Source organism: Micromonospora sp. URMC 105 (assembly GCF_051386295.1).
Taxonomy (GTDB): Bacteria; Actinomycetota; Actinomycetes; order Mycobacteriales; family Micromonosporaceae; genus Micromonospora.
Genome location: NZ_JBPQTL010000013.1, coordinates 1 through 15,106, shown reverse-complemented (window position 1 = coordinate 15,106; position 15,106 = coordinate 1). Strand labels below are relative to the sequence as shown.

Below are 15,106 nucleotides of genomic sequence, written 5' to 3'. Positions count from 1 at the left end.
TCAGGCAACCTGGGCGGCGCCCGCGACGAGGGGAGCGCCCTTCAGCCGGACGGCGACATGGGCCAGCCGCTGACCCTGGTAGCGGGCGGCGGCGAGGGCCGCGACGTCGGCGCCCTCGCCGCCGGTCGAGACGGTGCCGTACGGGTTGCCCCCGGCGGCGTACACCGTCGCGTCGGTGAAGCCGGGCGGAACGATCACCGCGCCCCAGTGGTAGAAGACGTTGCCGAGCGCGAGGATCGTGGCCTCGCTGCCGCCGTGCCGGTTGTAGGCCGAGGTGAAGGCCGTCACCGCCTTGTCGGCCAGCACGCCCTCGCGCCACAGGCCGCCGGCCTGGTCGATGAACTGCTTGAGCTGCGCGGCCGGTGTGCCGAACCGGGTCGGCGTGCCGAAGGCGTACGCATCGGCCCAGGACAGGTCGTCGAGCTCGGCCACCGGGACCGAGGCGGTGGCGTCGGCGTGCCGGCGCCACCGCGGGTTCTGGTCGATGGCCTCGGCGGGCGCCAGCTCGGCGGCCCGGCGCAGCCGTACCTCCGCCCCGGCCGAGGTGGCGCCCTCGGCGACCGCCTCGGCGAGGGCGTGGACCGTGCCCGTCGAGCTGTAGTAGATGACCGCGACCTTCACCGTCATGTCGGCTCCTCGATGATGTGTAGGATTAGTTACGCGCGTAACTGTTACTCGCATAACCTTATGCGCATAACGAATGCGGTTGTCAAGGAGGTTCCATGGATCCGGAGTACGCCGACGCCCTCAACCAGGCGATCCGCCTGCTCAGCCTGCGTCACCGGGCCCGGGCGGCGCAGTTGCTGGCCCCGCTCGGCCTGCACCCCGGCCAGGAGGCTCTACTGCTCGAACTCGACCGGACCGGCCCGCGCATCCAGGCCCAGCTCAGCCAGGCGCTCGGCTGCGAACCACCCAGCGTCACGCTGATGACCCGCAAGCTGGAGGCCTCCGGGCACATCCGGCGCACGCCCGACCCGGTCGACAAGCGCGCCACCGTCGTCGCGCTGACGGACAGCGGCAAGGCGCTGGCCGATCAGATCCGGCAGCTCTGGGTCACCCTCGCGGAAGAGACGGTGCGTGGTCTGCCCGCCGGGGTGCTGGGGCAACTACCCGGCATCGTGCACACCATGTCCACCAACGTCAGCGGCATGCCGCCCGCCTAGCCGGCGCAGCACGCCGTACGCCGGATCCTGCAGCAGGTGCTCGGCGAACGGCGACCCTTTGCTCGCGGTCTGCCGGGGCTTCGGTCAGTAGAGGCCGCGCTCGCGGGCGGCGAGGCGGGTGAGGCCGAGCAGCGCGTCCAGGTACGGGGTGGGCGCGCCGGTCAGCGCGCCGATCTCAGCGACGGCGGTGACCAGGGCGTCCAGCTCGATGGTGCGACCGGCCTCGGCGTCCTGGAGCATGGAGGTCTTGAAGGCGCCGAGCCGCCGGGTGGCCTCGGTGCGCTCCGCGACGGTCTGGGAGAGCGGGCAGCCGATCCGCACACCGATCTCGGCCGCCTCCGTCATGACCCGCTCCACGAACGTGGTGACCAGCGCGTCGTCGAGGATGCGATCGGCGGTGGCTCCGGTCAGCGCGGAGATCGGGTTCATGGTCGTGTTGCCCCAGAGCTTGAACCAGACGTCCCGCTGGATCGACTCCGACACCGTCACCGTGAACCCGCCGCGGCGCAGCAGCGTGGCGACCGCCGCCGCCCGGGGCGACGCCACGCCCGAGGGCTCGCCGATGATCAGCTCGTCACCTGCGGTGTGCACGGCGTGCCCGGGTCTGAGGGTGCGGGCGGCGAGGTAGACCACGCACCCGATCACCTGCTCGGGCGGCAGCGACTTCGAGACGACGCCTCCGGGATCGACCGCGTCCAGGCCGGTGCCGGCCAGTGGGCCGCCGAAGCAGTGGAAGAACCACCATGGCACCCCGTTCAGCGCCGGGACCAGCACGGTCTCCGGGGTGAGCAGCGGCGCCAGCGTGGGCGCGAGCGTGGGCAGGTGGTGCGCCTTCACCGCGAGGATCACGACGTCCTGCGGGCCCAGCGCCGCGGCGTCGTCGGTGGCCGCGGCCACCGGGGCGGCCTGCGGTGCGCCGTCGCGCGAGCTCAACAACCAGCCGTGGGTACGCAGCGAAGCCAGCGTCTCGTTCCTGGCCAGGGCCGACACCGGGAGCCCGGCCAGGGCCAGCCGCGCGCCGATCACGCCGCCGACCGCACCGGCCCCGACCACGCAGACACGTCGCACGGGGCGAAACTACACCTACGGCAAGCGGTGCCCACCCGGGTGGCGGTCGTAGGGCCAGGCCTCGGTCAGCGGGCGGATCGCTCGGCCGGGGGAAGGACGCTGGTCACCGCGGCGCACGGGTCCGTTCCGGGTGCGGCGGCGTGGATCGCCTCGGCGGCGCGCGCGGCGAGGTCGCGGAAGACGCCGCGCTGCTGCTCGGGCAGCCCGCCCAGCACGTGGTCCTCGGCGCGGGCGACCCGGCGCTCGGCCTCGGCGAGTGCGCCACGCCCGCGTTCGGTGGCCACGATCCGGCGGGCGCGCCGGTCGCGCGGATCGAGTTGCCGCTCGATGAGACCGGCGTTCTCCAGGTCGTCGATGACGTACGTCAGGACGCTGCGGTCGATGCCCAGGCGGGCGGCCAGGGCCCCCTGCGTGGGCACCTCCTCGTGTACGACGACGGCCAGGATGTGGTAGCCCCGGCTGCCGTGCGGCAGGTCCTTCAGCCCCTCCTCGACGTGCTCGTGCCAGCGGCGCAGCACCATGCCCAGGGACCAGCCGAAGGTCGGACCGCGCCGGCGGTCGGCCGGCAGCTCGCAGGGGTCGGGGGTGGACATGCGCCCATGCTAGCCGCGATGCGTTGATCACCACGAAGTTTGGCCGCGCACAAAGTTGTGCAGCCAGATCTGTCGGTGGCGCCGGAATGAGATGTACAACAAAAGAGTTGGGAGACAAAAGATATGCCGCACAGATAAACTCGGATTACATGATCATGGGGGGATGGAAAAATGCCTGATTACGGTCACGAACTCCTGTTCGGGACGTTCCTGACGCCCAGTGCCGAGGACCCGGACCGGGTAGTGGCGCTGGCAGAGCTGACCGAAGCGGCGGGACTGGACCTCGCCACCTTCCAGGACCACCCGTACAACTCCGCGTTCCTCGACACCTGGACCCTGCTGAGCTGGGTCGCGGCCCGTACGGAGCGGCTGCGGGTCTCGGCGAACGTCCTCAACCTGCCGCTGCGTCCACCGGCCGTGCTCGCCCGGGCCGCGGCGAGCCTGGACCGGCTCTCCCACGGCCGGTTCGAACTGGGCCTCGGCGCCGGCGCGTTCGCAGACGGGATCGAGGGCATGGGCGGTCGCCGGCTGACGCCGGGGCAGGGCGTCGCGGCGCTGCGGGAAGCGATCGACGTCCTGCGCGGGGTCTGGGACGACGCCGCCTCCGGGCCGCTGCGGCGGGACGGGAAGTACTACCCGGTCCCGGGCATGCAGCGCGGCCCCGCGCCGGCGCACGACATCGGCATCTGGCTCGGCGCGTACCAGCCGAAGATGCTGGCGTTGACCGGCCAGCAGGCCGACGGCTGGCTGCCGACGCTGGAGTACCTGCGGTCGCCGGACCGGGTGACCGCCAACCGGCTCATCGACGAGGCGGCGCTGGCGGCGGGACGCGACCCTGGACAGGTCCGGCGGCTGCTGAATCTGTTCACGGTCGACGTCTCGTCGCGCAGCCGCGGCTTCCTGCAGGGACCTGCCGAGCAGTGGGTCGACCAGCTGCTGCCGCTGGTCCTCGAGGAGGGGTTCAGCGCCTTTCTGATCGGCCGGGACGACCCACGACTCATCCAGGCCTTCGGGCAGGAGATCGCTCCCGCGCTGCGGGAGGCCGTCGCCAAGGAGCGCACGGGGAGCGCGACCGGCGCCGGACGGGTCCGCCCGGCCGCCGCCCTGGCCGAGCGCCGGCCGGGCCTCGACTACGACGCCCTGCCCGCGTCGCTGACCACCAGGTCCGTCGAGCCCGGCGACCCCGAGTACGAGCACGTGCGCGACAGCTACAGCTGGCACGGATCGCCGGCCCTGGTGATCCGCCCGCAGAACGCCGCCGAGGTGGTCGACGCGGTGGCGTACGCGCGGACGCAGCATGTCCCGCTCTCCGTGCGCAGCGGCGGGCACGGCATCAGCGGCCGCTCGACGAACGACGGCGGAATCGTCATCGACATGTCGAGGATGAACAAGGTCGAGGTGCTCGACCGGACGACCCGCCGGATCCGGCTGGAGCCGGGCGCCCGCTGGGGGCAGGTGGCCCAGGCGCTCGCGCCGTACGGCCTGGCGATGAGCTCCGGCGACTACGGCGACGTGGGTGTCGGCGGCCTCGCCACCACCGCGGGCATCGGATACCTGGTGCGCAAACACGGCCTGACCATCGACCACGTCGTCGCCGCCGAGATCGTCACCGCGGACGGCCGCCTGCTGCGCGTCGACGACGAGCAGCACCCCGACCTGTTCTGGGCCGTTCGTGGCGCCGGTGGCAACTTCGGTGTCGTCACCGCCCTGGAGCTGGCGGCGTACGAGGTCGGCAACGTCGTCTACGCCCAGCTCGTCGCGGACGCGACCGACACCGCCGACCTGCTGCGCCGGTGGGGCCGGCTCGTCGAGGAGGCGCCGCGGGAGCTGACGAGTTTCCTCGCCCTCTTCCCCGGCCGCCGCGGCGACCCGCCGATGGCCCAGGTCACGCTCGTCTACGCCGGAGACGACATCGAGGCGGCGCAGTACGCCCTGAGCCCGTTCCTGGAGATCGGGCCCATCCTCGACCAGCAGGCGCAGCTCGTGCCCTACCCGGCGATCGTCGTGCCACCCGGCAACCGGCACCGGGGCCAGGGCCTCAACGACACCCACAGCGGCCTGTTGCACCACATCACACCGCAGGCGGCGGACGCCATGGCAACCATGATCCGTTCCGGTGACGTCATGATCATGCAGTTCCGATCCGTCGGCGGAGCGGTCAACGACGTCGCCCGCGACGCGACCGCCTACCCGCACCGGGAGCAGAACTTCTCCGTGCTCGCCGCCACGGTCCCGGACCGCAGGCTCCGGCTCGACAAGCTGTGGGCCGAGCTGTACCCGCACCTCGACGGCATGTACCTCAGCTTCGAGTCCGACACCGACCCGGAGCGGCTGCTGGACGCCTGGCCCGAGCCCACCCTCAGCCGGCTGCGCGCCGTCAAGGCCACCTACGACCCGGACAACGTCTTCAACCGCAACTTCCCCATCCCACCGGCGGACCGCGCCGACCCCCCGGCCGCTGCCGACCCCGCCACCTGACCTTCGACGGTCGACGTCCGGGCGTGCACGCGGCAGCGGACTGGCCTGATGGCGGGCACTGTTGCCGGCCCATGGAGAGTCTCAGGCCGATGGCCCGGCGCTGCGGAAGGTGCGACGGTAGGCGTCCGGAGCTACCCCGACCGTCCGGCTGAAGTGCCGGCGCAGCGTCGTGGCGGTTCCCATGCCGGCCGCCTCGGCGATGGCGTCGATGCTCTGGTCGGTGTTCTCCAGCAGTTCCTGGGCCCGGCGGATCCGCTGCGTCGACAGCCACTGCAGCGGGGTGGTGCCCGTCGTCGACCGGAAGTGCCGGGCCAGGTTGCGGGAGCTCATGTTCGCCTGGCGAGCCAGGTCCTCCACGGTCAGCGGGCGGTTGAGCCGTTCCATCGCCCAGGGCAAGAGGTCGGCGAGGGGGTGGTCGTCGCGGGCGGGCACCGGGGTGGTGACGAACTGGGCCTGGCCGCCGGCGCGGTGCGGCGGCACGACCAGGCGGCGGGCGACGGCGTTGGCGACCGTCGAGCCGTGGTCGCGGCGGATCAGGTGCAGGCACAGGTCGATCGCGGCGGCTTTGCCGGCGGAGGCGAGCACGGTGCCGTTGTCGACGTAGAGCACGTCCGGGTCGACCGTCACCCGGGGATAGCGGGCGGCCAGCGCCTCGGTGTGGGCCCAGTGCGTGGTCGCCCGCAGACCGTCCAGCACGCCGGCGGCGGCCAGCACGAACGCGCCGGTGCACAGCGAGACCAGCCGCGCGCCCGCCACGTGGGCCGCGCGGACGGCGTCGAGCAGGTCGGGTGGCAGCTCCGCGTCGATGTCCTCCACGGCAGGGATGATCACGGTGTCGGCGCGGGCGAGCCGGTCCAGCCCGTCGTCGGGTTCCATCTGAAATCTGCCGATCCGGACCGGGCCCGGACCGCAGACCACGAGGTCGTACCACGGGTCTGCCAGGCCGGAGGGGTCGCGGACGAAGACCTCGCAGGCCATCGCGAGCTCGAAGTGCAGCATCGCCTCGGTGGCGGCAATCGCGACGGTGGCCATGTCCGAAACTGTACGGGGGATGGCGTTCCAGACACTGGTCCGGGTACGGCCGCTGCCGGGAGGATCTTCTCAGTCGATACGGCAAGGGGAGGAACCGCAGATGGCGGCTCAGATCGTGGCGGTGTTCGGGGCGTACGGACACACCGGACGGTTCGTGGTGACGGAGTTGCGCGATCGCGGGTACGTCCCGCTTCTGATCGGTCGCGACGCGGGCAAGCTCCAGGCGCTGGCGGCGTCGCATCCGGGGCTCGACCACCGGGTGGCGTCGGTCGACGATCCGGCCTCGCTCGACCAGGCGTTGAAGGGTGCCGTTGCGGTCGTCAACTGCGCCGGCCCGTTCGCCTCGACCGCCGGTCCGGTGATCGAGGCCGCCCTGCGCGCCGGCGTCCCGTACGTGGACGTGGCGGCCGAGATCGAGGCCAACCTCGACACGTTCACCCACTTCGCCGACCGGGCCCGGACCGCGGGCGTGGCAGTGGTCCCGGCGATGGCGTTCTTCGGCGGACTCGGCGATCTGCTGGTCACGACGGCGATGGGCGACTGGACGGCGGCCGACGAGGCGCACGTCGCGTACGGATTGAGCAGCTGGCACCCCACGGCCGGGACCCTCGCCTCCGGCACCGTCTCCCGGGAGCGGCGCGACGGCCGGCGGGTCCGCTACACCGGTGGCCGGCTGGAGTACTACGTCGACGAGCGCGACCTGCCGAGCATGGAATGGGACTTTCCCGCTCCGCTGGGCCGCCGGACCGTACTCGGCGAGTTCACGATGGCCGACGTCGTCACCGTCCCCAGCCACCTGCCCATCCCCGAGGTGCGCACGTACATGACCACCGGCGCGGCCGGGGACCTGGCTGCTCCGGGCGCGACGGCACCGGCCGCCGTCGACGAGCGCGGCCGGTCCGCGCAGACCTTCACCGTCGACGTCATCGTGCGCCGCGGCGACGTGCAACGACGCGTCGTCGCCAGGGGCCGGGACATCTACGCCGTCAGCGCGCCGCTGGCGGTCGAGGCGGTCCATCGCCTGCTCGGTGGTCGGACGAGGACGAGCGGGGTCGCCTCCGCCGGCGCGATCTTCGACGCGCCCGACTTCCTCCGCGCGCTCTCGGCGCACCTCACACTCGAACCGACCCAGGAGTCTCCCGCGCCGCAGTTCGCCTGATCATGGCCGGTGCGACCGGGCCTGGGTCGAAACTGGGTCGGAACACGCCGGGTCGAGACTCGCGAAAAACTTGATTCATTCCAGAAAAGTGGGCTATGTTCGTCGCATGGCGCCCGACTTCGAGACCCAGCTGCGGGCGGTCTCGTTGCGTGTGACCCGGCCCCGGCTGGCGGTGCTCGCCGCGCTGCGCGACCATCCGCACGTCGACACCGACACGGTGATCGCGCTGGTACGGGCGGACCAGCCCACGGTCTCCCACCAGGCCGTCTACGACGTGCTGCGGGCGCTCACCGACGCCGGTCTGGTGCGGCGCATCCAGCCCACCGGTGCGACCGCCCGGTACGAGTCGCGGGTGGGGGACAACCACCACCATGTCGTGTGCCGCTCCTGCGGCGCGATCGCCGACGTCGACTGCGCGGTCGGCGACGCTCCCTGTCTCACCGCCTCGGACGACCACGGGTTCGTGGTCGACGAGGCGGAGGTCGTCTACTGGGGCACCTGCCCCGACTGTGCGGCCGAACGCACCTCCCAGTGATCAGCCGGCTCGGAAGGAAGTAGATGAGCGACACCCAGGAGAACAGGCCCTCCAGCGCGCAGGGCGTGGACAAGAAGGAGGCGGCCGGCTGCCCGGTCGCGCACGACTCCGTCACCGCGCACGGCAGCGAGAGCGAGAACCCGGCGATCGACTCGCCGACCCCGAAGACCGGTGGTCGTCCGCGCACCAACCGGGACTGGTGGCCCAACCAGCTCGACCTCTCGGTGCTGCACGCCCACTCGTCGAAGGTCAACCCGCTGGGGCCGGACTTCAGCTACGCCAGGGAGTTCGCCAAGCTCGACGTCGAGGCCCTCAAGCGGGACATCACCGAGGTGCTGACCACCTCGCAGGACTGGTGGCCGGCCGATTTCGGTCACTACGGCGGCCTGATGATCCGGATGAGCTGGCACGCCGCGGGCACCTACCGCATCCACGACGGTCGCGGCGGCGCCGGTGACGGTGGTCAGCGCTTCGCCCCGCTCAACAGCTGGCCGGACAACGCCAACCTGGACAAGGCCCGCCGGCTGCTGTGGCCGGTCAAGCAGAAGTACGGCCAGAAGATCTCGTGGGCCGACCTGCTCGTGCTCGCCGGCAACGTCTCCCTGGAGTCGATGGGCTTCAAGACCTTCGGCTTCGGCTTCGGCCGGGAGGACGTCTGGGAGCCCGAGGAGATCTTCTGGGGCCCGGAGGACACCTGGCTGGGTGACGAGCGCTACGTCTCCGAGAGGGAGATGGCCGAAGGCGTCGGGGCGACCGAGATGGGTCTCATCTACGTCAACCCGGAGGGCCCCAACGGCAACGCGGACCCCGCCGCGGCGGCGCACTTCATCCGCGAGACCTTCGCCCGGATGGCGATGAACGACGAGGAGACCGTCGCCCTCATCGCCGGTGGCCACACCTTCGGCAAGACCCACGGCGCCGGCGTCGCCGACGACCACGTGGGCCCCGAGCCCGAGGGCGCCCCGCTGGAGGCGCAGGGTCTGGGCTGGTTGAGCACCTACGGCACCGGCAAGGGCGCTGACACGATCACCAGCGGTCTGGAGGTGACCTGGACCGACCGGCCGACGCAGTGGAGCAACCGCTTCTTCGAGATCCTCTTCGGCTTCGAGTGGGAGCTCACCACGAGCCCCGGCGGTGCGAAGCAGTGGGTCGCCAAGGACGCCGAGGCGATCATCCCGGACGCCCACGACCCGACGAAGAAGCACAAGCCGACGATGCTCACGACCGACCTGGCGCTGCGCGTCGACCCGGCGTACGAGAAGATCTCGCGCCGCTTCCTGGAGAACCCCGACGAGTTCGCGCTGGCGTTCGCCAAGGCCTGGTACAAGCTGCTGCACCGCGACATGGGTCCGGTCAGCCGCTTCCTCGGGCCGTGGGTCGCCGAGCCCCAGCTGTGGCAGGACCCGGTGCCGGCCGTCGACCACGAGCTCGTCGGTGATGCCGACGTCGCCGCCCTCAAGGCGAAGGTCCTCCAGGCCGGTCTCACGACCGACCAGTTGGTCTCCACCGCCTGGGCCTCCGCCGCGAGCTACCGGTCCACCGACAAGCGCGGCGGCGCCAACGGCGCGCGGATCCGTCTCGAGCCGCAGCGCAGCTGGGAGGTCAACCAGCCCGAGCAGCTCGCGACGGTCCTGGAGACCCTCGAGGGCATCCAGCGGGAGTTCAACTCCGCCGGCGGCGCGAAGATCTCGCTCGCGGACCTGATCGTGCTGGCCGGCTCGGCCGCCGTCGAGAAGGCGGCGCGCGACGCCGGCGTCGAGGTGACCGTGCCGTTCCGGCCGGGCCGCACCGACGCCACCCAGGAGCAGACCGACGTCGAGTCCTTCCGGGTGCTCGAGCCGCGCGCCGACGGGTTCCGCAACTACCTGCGCTCCGGCGAGAAGACCCAGCCGGAGGTGCTGCTCGTCGACCGTGCCTACATGCTCAACCTGACCGCTCCCGAGATGACGGTCCTCGTCGGCGGCCTGCGCGCCCTCGGCGCCAACTCCGGCGGCGTCCGGCACGGTGTCCTCACCGACCGGCCCGGCGTGCTCACCAACGACTTCTTCACCAACCTGCTCTCCCCGGGCACCCGGTGGAAGGCGTCGGAGTCCGACGAGCACGTGTACGAGATCCGGGACCTGACCACCGACGAGGTGAAGTGGACCGCCACCGCGGTCGACCTCATCTTCGGCTCCAATTCGCAGTTGCGGGCCCTCGCGGAGGTCTACGCCAGCCAGGACGCGCGCGACAAGTTCGTCACCGACTTCGTCGCAGCCTGGACCAAGGTCATGGAGCTCGACCGGTTCGACCTCGCCTGACCCGGCTTCACCCGACGAGCCCCGGTCGATCCGCCAAGCGATCGACCGGGGCTCGTCCATGATCGACTCCGGTCATCCGGCCGGTCACGGAACCGGCTGTGGCGGCCGCGCTCGACCCGTTCGCACCCGCCCGCGGGACAGGGCGAGTACCTCGCCGTCCGCCGCACTGCCGCCCGCCGCGATGAAAAGCGCCTGACGTCCATCCCTGGTGCATCAGCCGTCATCCGTACCGTCACGGTCATCGCGCTCGCCGCTCGCCATCGGCCGTGTACCGGCGTGCGTTCACGGGTAGAGCGCGTCATGCGTCAACAGGTGCCACGGCGCCGAGACCTGAAGGGCAGTCCCCGTTCGCGCTGGGAACGGCTCCCGCGGGGGGGTGGACGGGGTGCCGCCGAGGACCGGCTCGTCCAACGGCTCAAGGTGCGGGAGCGGGCGGTCCGGGTGTACGGCGGGGGCATCGTGGCCCTGCAGGCGGGCATCGCCGCGGTGACCGCGTGGCTGCTGTCGCACGAACTGACCGGCAATCCCAGTCCCGTGTTCGCTCCGCTCGCGGCGGTCGGGACCTTGGCCGTGTCCGTGGGGCAGCGGGTACGGCGCATCGTCGAGCTGGTCGTGGGCGTGGCGCTGGGGGTGCTGGTCGGCGATGCGCTGCTGTCGCTGATCGGCATCGGGCCCTGGCAGCTCGGCCTGGTCGTTGTCATGTCGATCCTCACCGCCTTCGCCCTCAGCAGTCGGGCGGCGGTGGTGATCCAGACGGCGAGCACCGCCGTACTGATCACCACCTTGAGCCCGCAGGCACCGAACGTGGAGTTCTCCCGGTTCGTCGACGCGCTGCTCGGCGGTGGTGTCGCACTGGCCACGGCGATCCTCCTGCCGGTCAACCCGTTGAGAGTCGTCAGGCGTGCTGCCGGACCGGCGCTGCGGACGCTGGTCGACCAGCTGACGGAGACGGCAGCGGCCCTGTGCGAACGCGACATCGAGCGGGCGATCCGTGCCCGGGACCGGCTGCGCGACAACCAGGAGGAACTCCGGGTGCTGCGAGAGGCGGTGGCGGGCGCACGGGAGGTCACCCGGCTGTCCCCGTTGTCCTGGCGGCACCGGCACGGCGTGCTCAGTCACTACGCCCGAACGGCCGAGCCGTTGGAGCGGGCGATGGGCAACAGCGGGACGATGATCCGTCGGGCCGTCACCGTCATCGAGGACCGGGAGCCGGTCCCCGCAGCGATGATCAACGCGGTCCTCGCACTTGCCGGGGCGGTGCGGATCCTCCGGGACGAGTTCGCGGCCCGGCGGGAGCCGCGGCATGCGCGGGCGAAGGCCCTGCAAGCCGTTGCCCATGCCGGCGCAGCGTACGGCGACGACATCGGCTTCTCCGGGACCGTCGTCCTCGCCCAGATCCGCACCACGGCCAGCGACCTGCTCGTGGCGTCCGGCCTCTCCCAGGCGGACGCCAACAGCCAGGTCCGGTGCGCCTTCGGCAGGCTGCCGGACCCGGCGCACCGAGCCGGGCAGAGCGGCACCACCGGCGAGGGCGCCGATCATCCGCGCCCGGCGCCCGATGCGTCGGCGCGACGGCGGTGAGTTCATGGTCCGGCCGATCGGCCTGGGCCCGTCGGCCGGCGGAGGCGCTCGACCAGATCGAGCGCCGCCTCGATGTACGGTTCGTCGGACTCGCGCGGCCCGTGTCCCTTGATCGGTGGCGGGACGCTGTCGCTGGGCGGAACGACCACGTCGCTGGGGTCTCGGAGGCGGCGGTCCACCGTCGCGGCCGGGCCGGTGACGATGCGCGGCTCCTCCGGTCGGTGGCCGGAGAAGACCCATCCGCCGATCGGGTCGGTGTCGCGCCACAGGTTCAACCATCGCCAGCCGACTCGGCCGCCCACGTCGTGCAGCATGTCGTCGTCGACGTAGGCGGGGAAGAGCCGGGCGTAGAGCCGCCGCAGTGGTGAGCCGTAGGTGAGCAGGGCGACCCGGCCGTTGACGTGCGGCGGCAGTTGGAGAACGGTGGCGGTGACCAGCACGGAGCCGTGGCTGTACCCGGCGATCAGGACGGCGCTGCCGCTCTCGACCAGGTAGGTGATGCGTCGTACCAGCTCCGGCACGGCCCGTTCGGCGTAGCAGGGCGGTGCGAAGGGGTGGGCCGCGCGAGGCCAGAAGGTGGTCAGGTCCCAGAGCACCCCGATGTGGCGCCGGAACCCGGCGGTCCGGTAGGCGAAGAGTCCGCCGATGACCAGACCGAGCATGGTCGCCGCGATCAGGTAGCTGCCGATCCCGATGCCGAAGTCGACCAGGCCGGCCGGCACCCCTGCGTACCGCTCGATCGCGTCACCCGGATACAGCCCGAGCAGGTCCAGTGCGGTGTTTGCCGCGCTGAGCCCGGCCAGGCAGGCGTAGACCACGGCCAGCGGCATCAGCCATTCGGTGAACCGGGCCCGGACGATCGCCTGCTGCACCTGCCGCAGCCGGGGCGCGGCTTCCGCCGGCGGATCCGGGAAGTCGCGGGCGACGATCGCGGCCGCCGCGCGGGAGCGGTCGCGCCGGGAGAGCAGGGTCAGCGCGCCGGCGACAAGCAGCGTGATCAGCGCCGCCCGGAAGAAGCCGTAGATCGCCCAGGTGTACGCAGCTGCCGGGCGGGGGACCACGTCCGGTGAGGTCGATGCGGTCCGGTCCAGGTAGTCGGCAACCCAATGGACGAGTTCGGCGGAGAACGCCACCGCGAGACTGGCGGCCGCGGTCGCGGTCGCCAGCGCGCCCAGCCCGAGCAGCGGCCGGTGGCCCGGTTGTCGGTCACGGCGCCACAACAGCGCGGCGGCCAGGGCGGCCAGCAGCCCGGCATGACCGATGAACATCCAGGTGAGGGTCGAGCCGTAGCCGGGCAGGCCACCCCCCTCCTGCCAGGGCGTGGGGCTGGTCAGGACGTGGGCGCAGACCGCGACGGTGAGACCGACGGCGGTCGTCCGCAGCAGGCGGGCGGCACCGTCGAGCCGCCGGTTCGCGGGGGCCCGGTCGATCAGCGGGGGAGTGCAGAGCAGGGCCACCCCGGTGACCAGGACTCCTCCCGTCGCCACCGCCAGCACGACCGTGACGGCTGAGGCGCCCTGTGCGGCCCGGGCGGCCAGCAGGCTGCCGTCCAGGGTCGCGAACGCCGCAGCGATGTGGATCGAGCGTAGCCGTCCCACCAGTGGCTCGGCGTCCCACTGGCCGACCGTGCCGAGCGGATGCCCGGACACCGTGCTGTCCGGCGCCCGGAACGCCGTGAACGACCGCCCCGGGCGCGTGCTGGACCACCAGATCAGGCCGATGGCGGCGGCCGGCACCAGCGCCAGCACCACCAGCCGCAACCCGGTGGGACGTTCACCCAGCCAGGACAGCCAGCTACGACCGGACAGACAGGCCGCGGAGGACATGCACTGCCAGGCGACGAGGTCCAGCGCGACGCCGACGGCGGCCAGCACGTAGAGGGCGGTCAGGGTGAGGCCCAGCACCCGGCACAGAGACCTGACCACCGCGTCGGAGGCCGCGTTTCCCGGGCGCATCCAGATCGCCACGTTGAGCAGCAGGAACGGCAGCAGGAACAGCAGCGAGAGGGTCCGCACCGCGGTGCCGGAGGGCAGGTCACTCCACCGGTACGCCTCCAGGGTCACCCCGCCCGGGCCGCCGGCCGTCGCGCAGCAGCCGGGTTGGGGGCGGTAGAAGCCCGCGCTGCGATCCCCCGCGACCTGCTGCACGTGCGGCCGTCCCAGTACCTCGCTCGCACCTGCGGCGGCGATGCCGTGCACCCGCAACTCCACCACGTCGTTCGGAGTCGCCGGCCCGCTCACCCCCGCTGGTTCAGCTGACATCGACCCTCCGAGACATCTCGGCGGCCCCACCGCAGGTGGCGGGCTGAGGATGGTCCCGCCAGCCGAGCGGAAGGCCGGTCTACCCCACCCGACCGGCTCTAACCCTGGATCCGCCGACGCAGACACCGCCTCGGCTGCACCACCGAGACCGTCTACGCGATCACCGACCGCCGCCTCCGTCGAGCCGGGCCGGCGGGATCCGCGGTCACCGGTCGATCGGGAAGCGGCCGGGTTCGCGGTGCGAACCCGGCCGTCCCGCCGAGCGACGCGCAGCCCTCGTCGGCGCCGGGCAGGAGGCCATGCGCCGGCCCGTTCCGGCCGGCTGCGCCGGACCGCCGGATCGGCTCGGTGTCGAGGCAGCCCGTCAGGCGGGGATGTCGGCGACGCCGTTGGGGAACATGGACCGGGCGGCCCGGACCAGGTCGAGCGACTCACGGAGCAGCTTGATCTTGCCGTTCTCGGCGACCAGGCGCCCCATGTACAGCTGGCTGAAGGGGCGTCCCGCTGCGGTGGTCCGCTCCACCGACCACTCGCCGACGACCTGGTCCGGAGTCTCCATGAAGATCTTCACCTCGTCGAAGCCGAAGGTCGGCACCGCCTGCAGCAGGCCGGTCAGCAACTGCCGAACCCCTTCGCGCCCCTCGAAGCGCCAGCCGCCCCCGAACGACTCCAGATAGGGCAGTTCGACCGCGCCGTCCTCGGTGAACAACTCCGCCGCCACGTCCGGGTTCGAAATGTTCTCCGTGTACGCCAGCAGCAGCTCACGTGCGTTCATCATGTCGATGTTCTTCTCTCTTGAGGGGATGGCAGTTCTCTTGGGGGAGGGCAGTTCCTGCACCGGTCGGCGCACCCACGGGGCGGGGGGGGGGGGGGGGGGGGGGGGGGGGGGGGGGGCGGGGGGGGGGGGGGGGGGGGGGGGGGGGGGGGGGGGGGGGG

General features: G+C 72.2%; 12 protein-coding genes. 6 read left to right on the top strand and 6 right to left on the bottom strand.

All coding sequences use genetic code 11. From position 1 onward, the window contains the following. Positions 1-627, bottom strand: a complete 627-nt coding sequence (gene wrbA / locus ACSNN7_RS06950; RefSeq protein ID WP_436679817.1) for an NAD(P)H:quinone oxidoreductase — start codon at positions 625-627, stop codon at positions 1-3. Between the two features lie 95 nt (positions 628-722). On the opposite strand from wrbA, the gene ACSNN7_RS06945 reads away from it, so the two are divergent. After that, positions 723-1,163, top strand: coding sequence for a MarR family winged helix-turn-helix transcriptional regulator (locus ACSNN7_RS06945; RefSeq protein ID WP_436679816.1), 441 nt, complete (start codon positions 723-725; stop codon positions 1,161-1,163). An 84-nt stretch (positions 1,164-1,247) separates the two neighbouring features. Here ACSNN7_RS06945 and ACSNN7_RS06940 read toward each other — a convergent pair whose 3' ends face one another. Both ACSNN7_RS06940 and ACSNN7_RS06935 read right to left on the bottom strand, forming a co-directional pair. After that, positions 1,248-2,231 (bottom strand): 2-dehydropantoate 2-reductase, encoded by a 984-nt coding sequence (locus ACSNN7_RS06940; protein ID WP_436679815.1) that lies wholly within the window; start codon positions 2,229-2,231, stop codon positions 1,248-1,250. A 65-nt stretch (positions 2,232-2,296) separates the two neighbouring features. Beyond that, complete coding sequence (locus ACSNN7_RS06935; protein ID WP_436679814.1) at positions 2,297-2,824, bottom strand: MarR family winged helix-turn-helix transcriptional regulator; 528 nt, start codon at positions 2,822-2,824, stop codon at positions 2,297-2,299. Positions 2,825-2,995: 171 nt separating this feature from the next. Here ACSNN7_RS06935 and ACSNN7_RS06930 point away from each other — a divergent pair, with 171 nt between their 5' ends. Beyond that, positions 2,996-5,302, top strand: a complete 2,307-nt coding sequence (locus ACSNN7_RS06930) for an LLM class flavin-dependent oxidoreductase (RefSeq protein WP_436679813.1) — start codon at positions 2,996-2,998, stop codon at positions 5,300-5,302. 81 nt (positions 5,303-5,383) lie between these two features. Here the strand turns inward: ACSNN7_RS06930 and ACSNN7_RS06925 are convergent, their stop codons facing one another. Beyond that, complete coding sequence (locus ACSNN7_RS06925) at positions 5,384-6,334, bottom strand: helix-turn-helix domain-containing protein (protein ID WP_436679812.1); 951 nt, start codon at positions 6,332-6,334, stop codon at positions 5,384-5,386. A gap of 100 nt (positions 6,335-6,434) precedes the next feature. Here ACSNN7_RS06925 and ACSNN7_RS06920 point away from each other — a divergent pair, with 100 nt between their 5' ends. The 4 genes from ACSNN7_RS06920 (at position 6,435) to ACSNN7_RS06905 (ending at position 11,909) form a co-directional block, all read left to right on the top strand. Further along, positions 6,435-7,493 (top strand): saccharopine dehydrogenase family protein, encoded by a 1,059-nt coding sequence (locus tag ACSNN7_RS06920; protein WP_436679811.1) that lies wholly within the window; start codon positions 6,435-6,437, stop codon positions 7,491-7,493. Positions 7,494-7,599: 106 nt separating this feature from the next. Further along, the gene (locus ACSNN7_RS06915) at positions 7,600-8,028 is read left to right on the top strand and encodes a Fur family transcriptional regulator (RefSeq protein WP_436679810.1); all 429 of its coding nucleotides are present in this window, start codon (positions 7,600-7,602) and stop codon (positions 8,026-8,028) included. A 23-nt stretch (positions 8,029-8,051) separates the two neighbouring features. After that, positions 8,052-10,328, top strand: a complete 2,277-nt coding sequence (gene katG, locus ACSNN7_RS06910; RefSeq protein ID WP_436679809.1) for a catalase/peroxidase HPI — start codon at positions 8,052-8,054, stop codon at positions 10,326-10,328. Positions 10,329-10,748: 420 nt separating this feature from the next. Further along, on the top strand, positions 10,749-11,909 hold the full coding sequence (locus ACSNN7_RS06905) for an FUSC family protein (protein WP_436679808.1): 1,161 nt from the start codon (positions 10,749-10,751) through the stop codon (positions 11,907-11,909). Positions 11,910-11,911: 2 nt separating this feature from the next. Here the strand turns inward: ACSNN7_RS06905 and ACSNN7_RS06900 are convergent, their stop codons facing one another. Both ACSNN7_RS06900 and ACSNN7_RS06895 read right to left on the bottom strand, forming a co-directional pair. Then, positions 11,912-14,170: a hypothetical protein gene (locus tag ACSNN7_RS06900; RefSeq protein WP_436679807.1), complete on the bottom strand. Its 2,259-nt coding sequence runs from the start codon at positions 14,168-14,170 to the stop codon at positions 11,912-11,914. A gap of 364 nt (positions 14,171-14,534) precedes the next feature. Continuing rightward, complete coding sequence (locus tag ACSNN7_RS06895) at positions 14,535-14,948, bottom strand: nuclear transport factor 2 family protein (RefSeq protein ID WP_436679806.1); 414 nt, start codon at positions 14,946-14,948, stop codon at positions 14,535-14,537. Between the last annotated feature and the right edge of the window lie 158 nt (positions 14,949-15,106).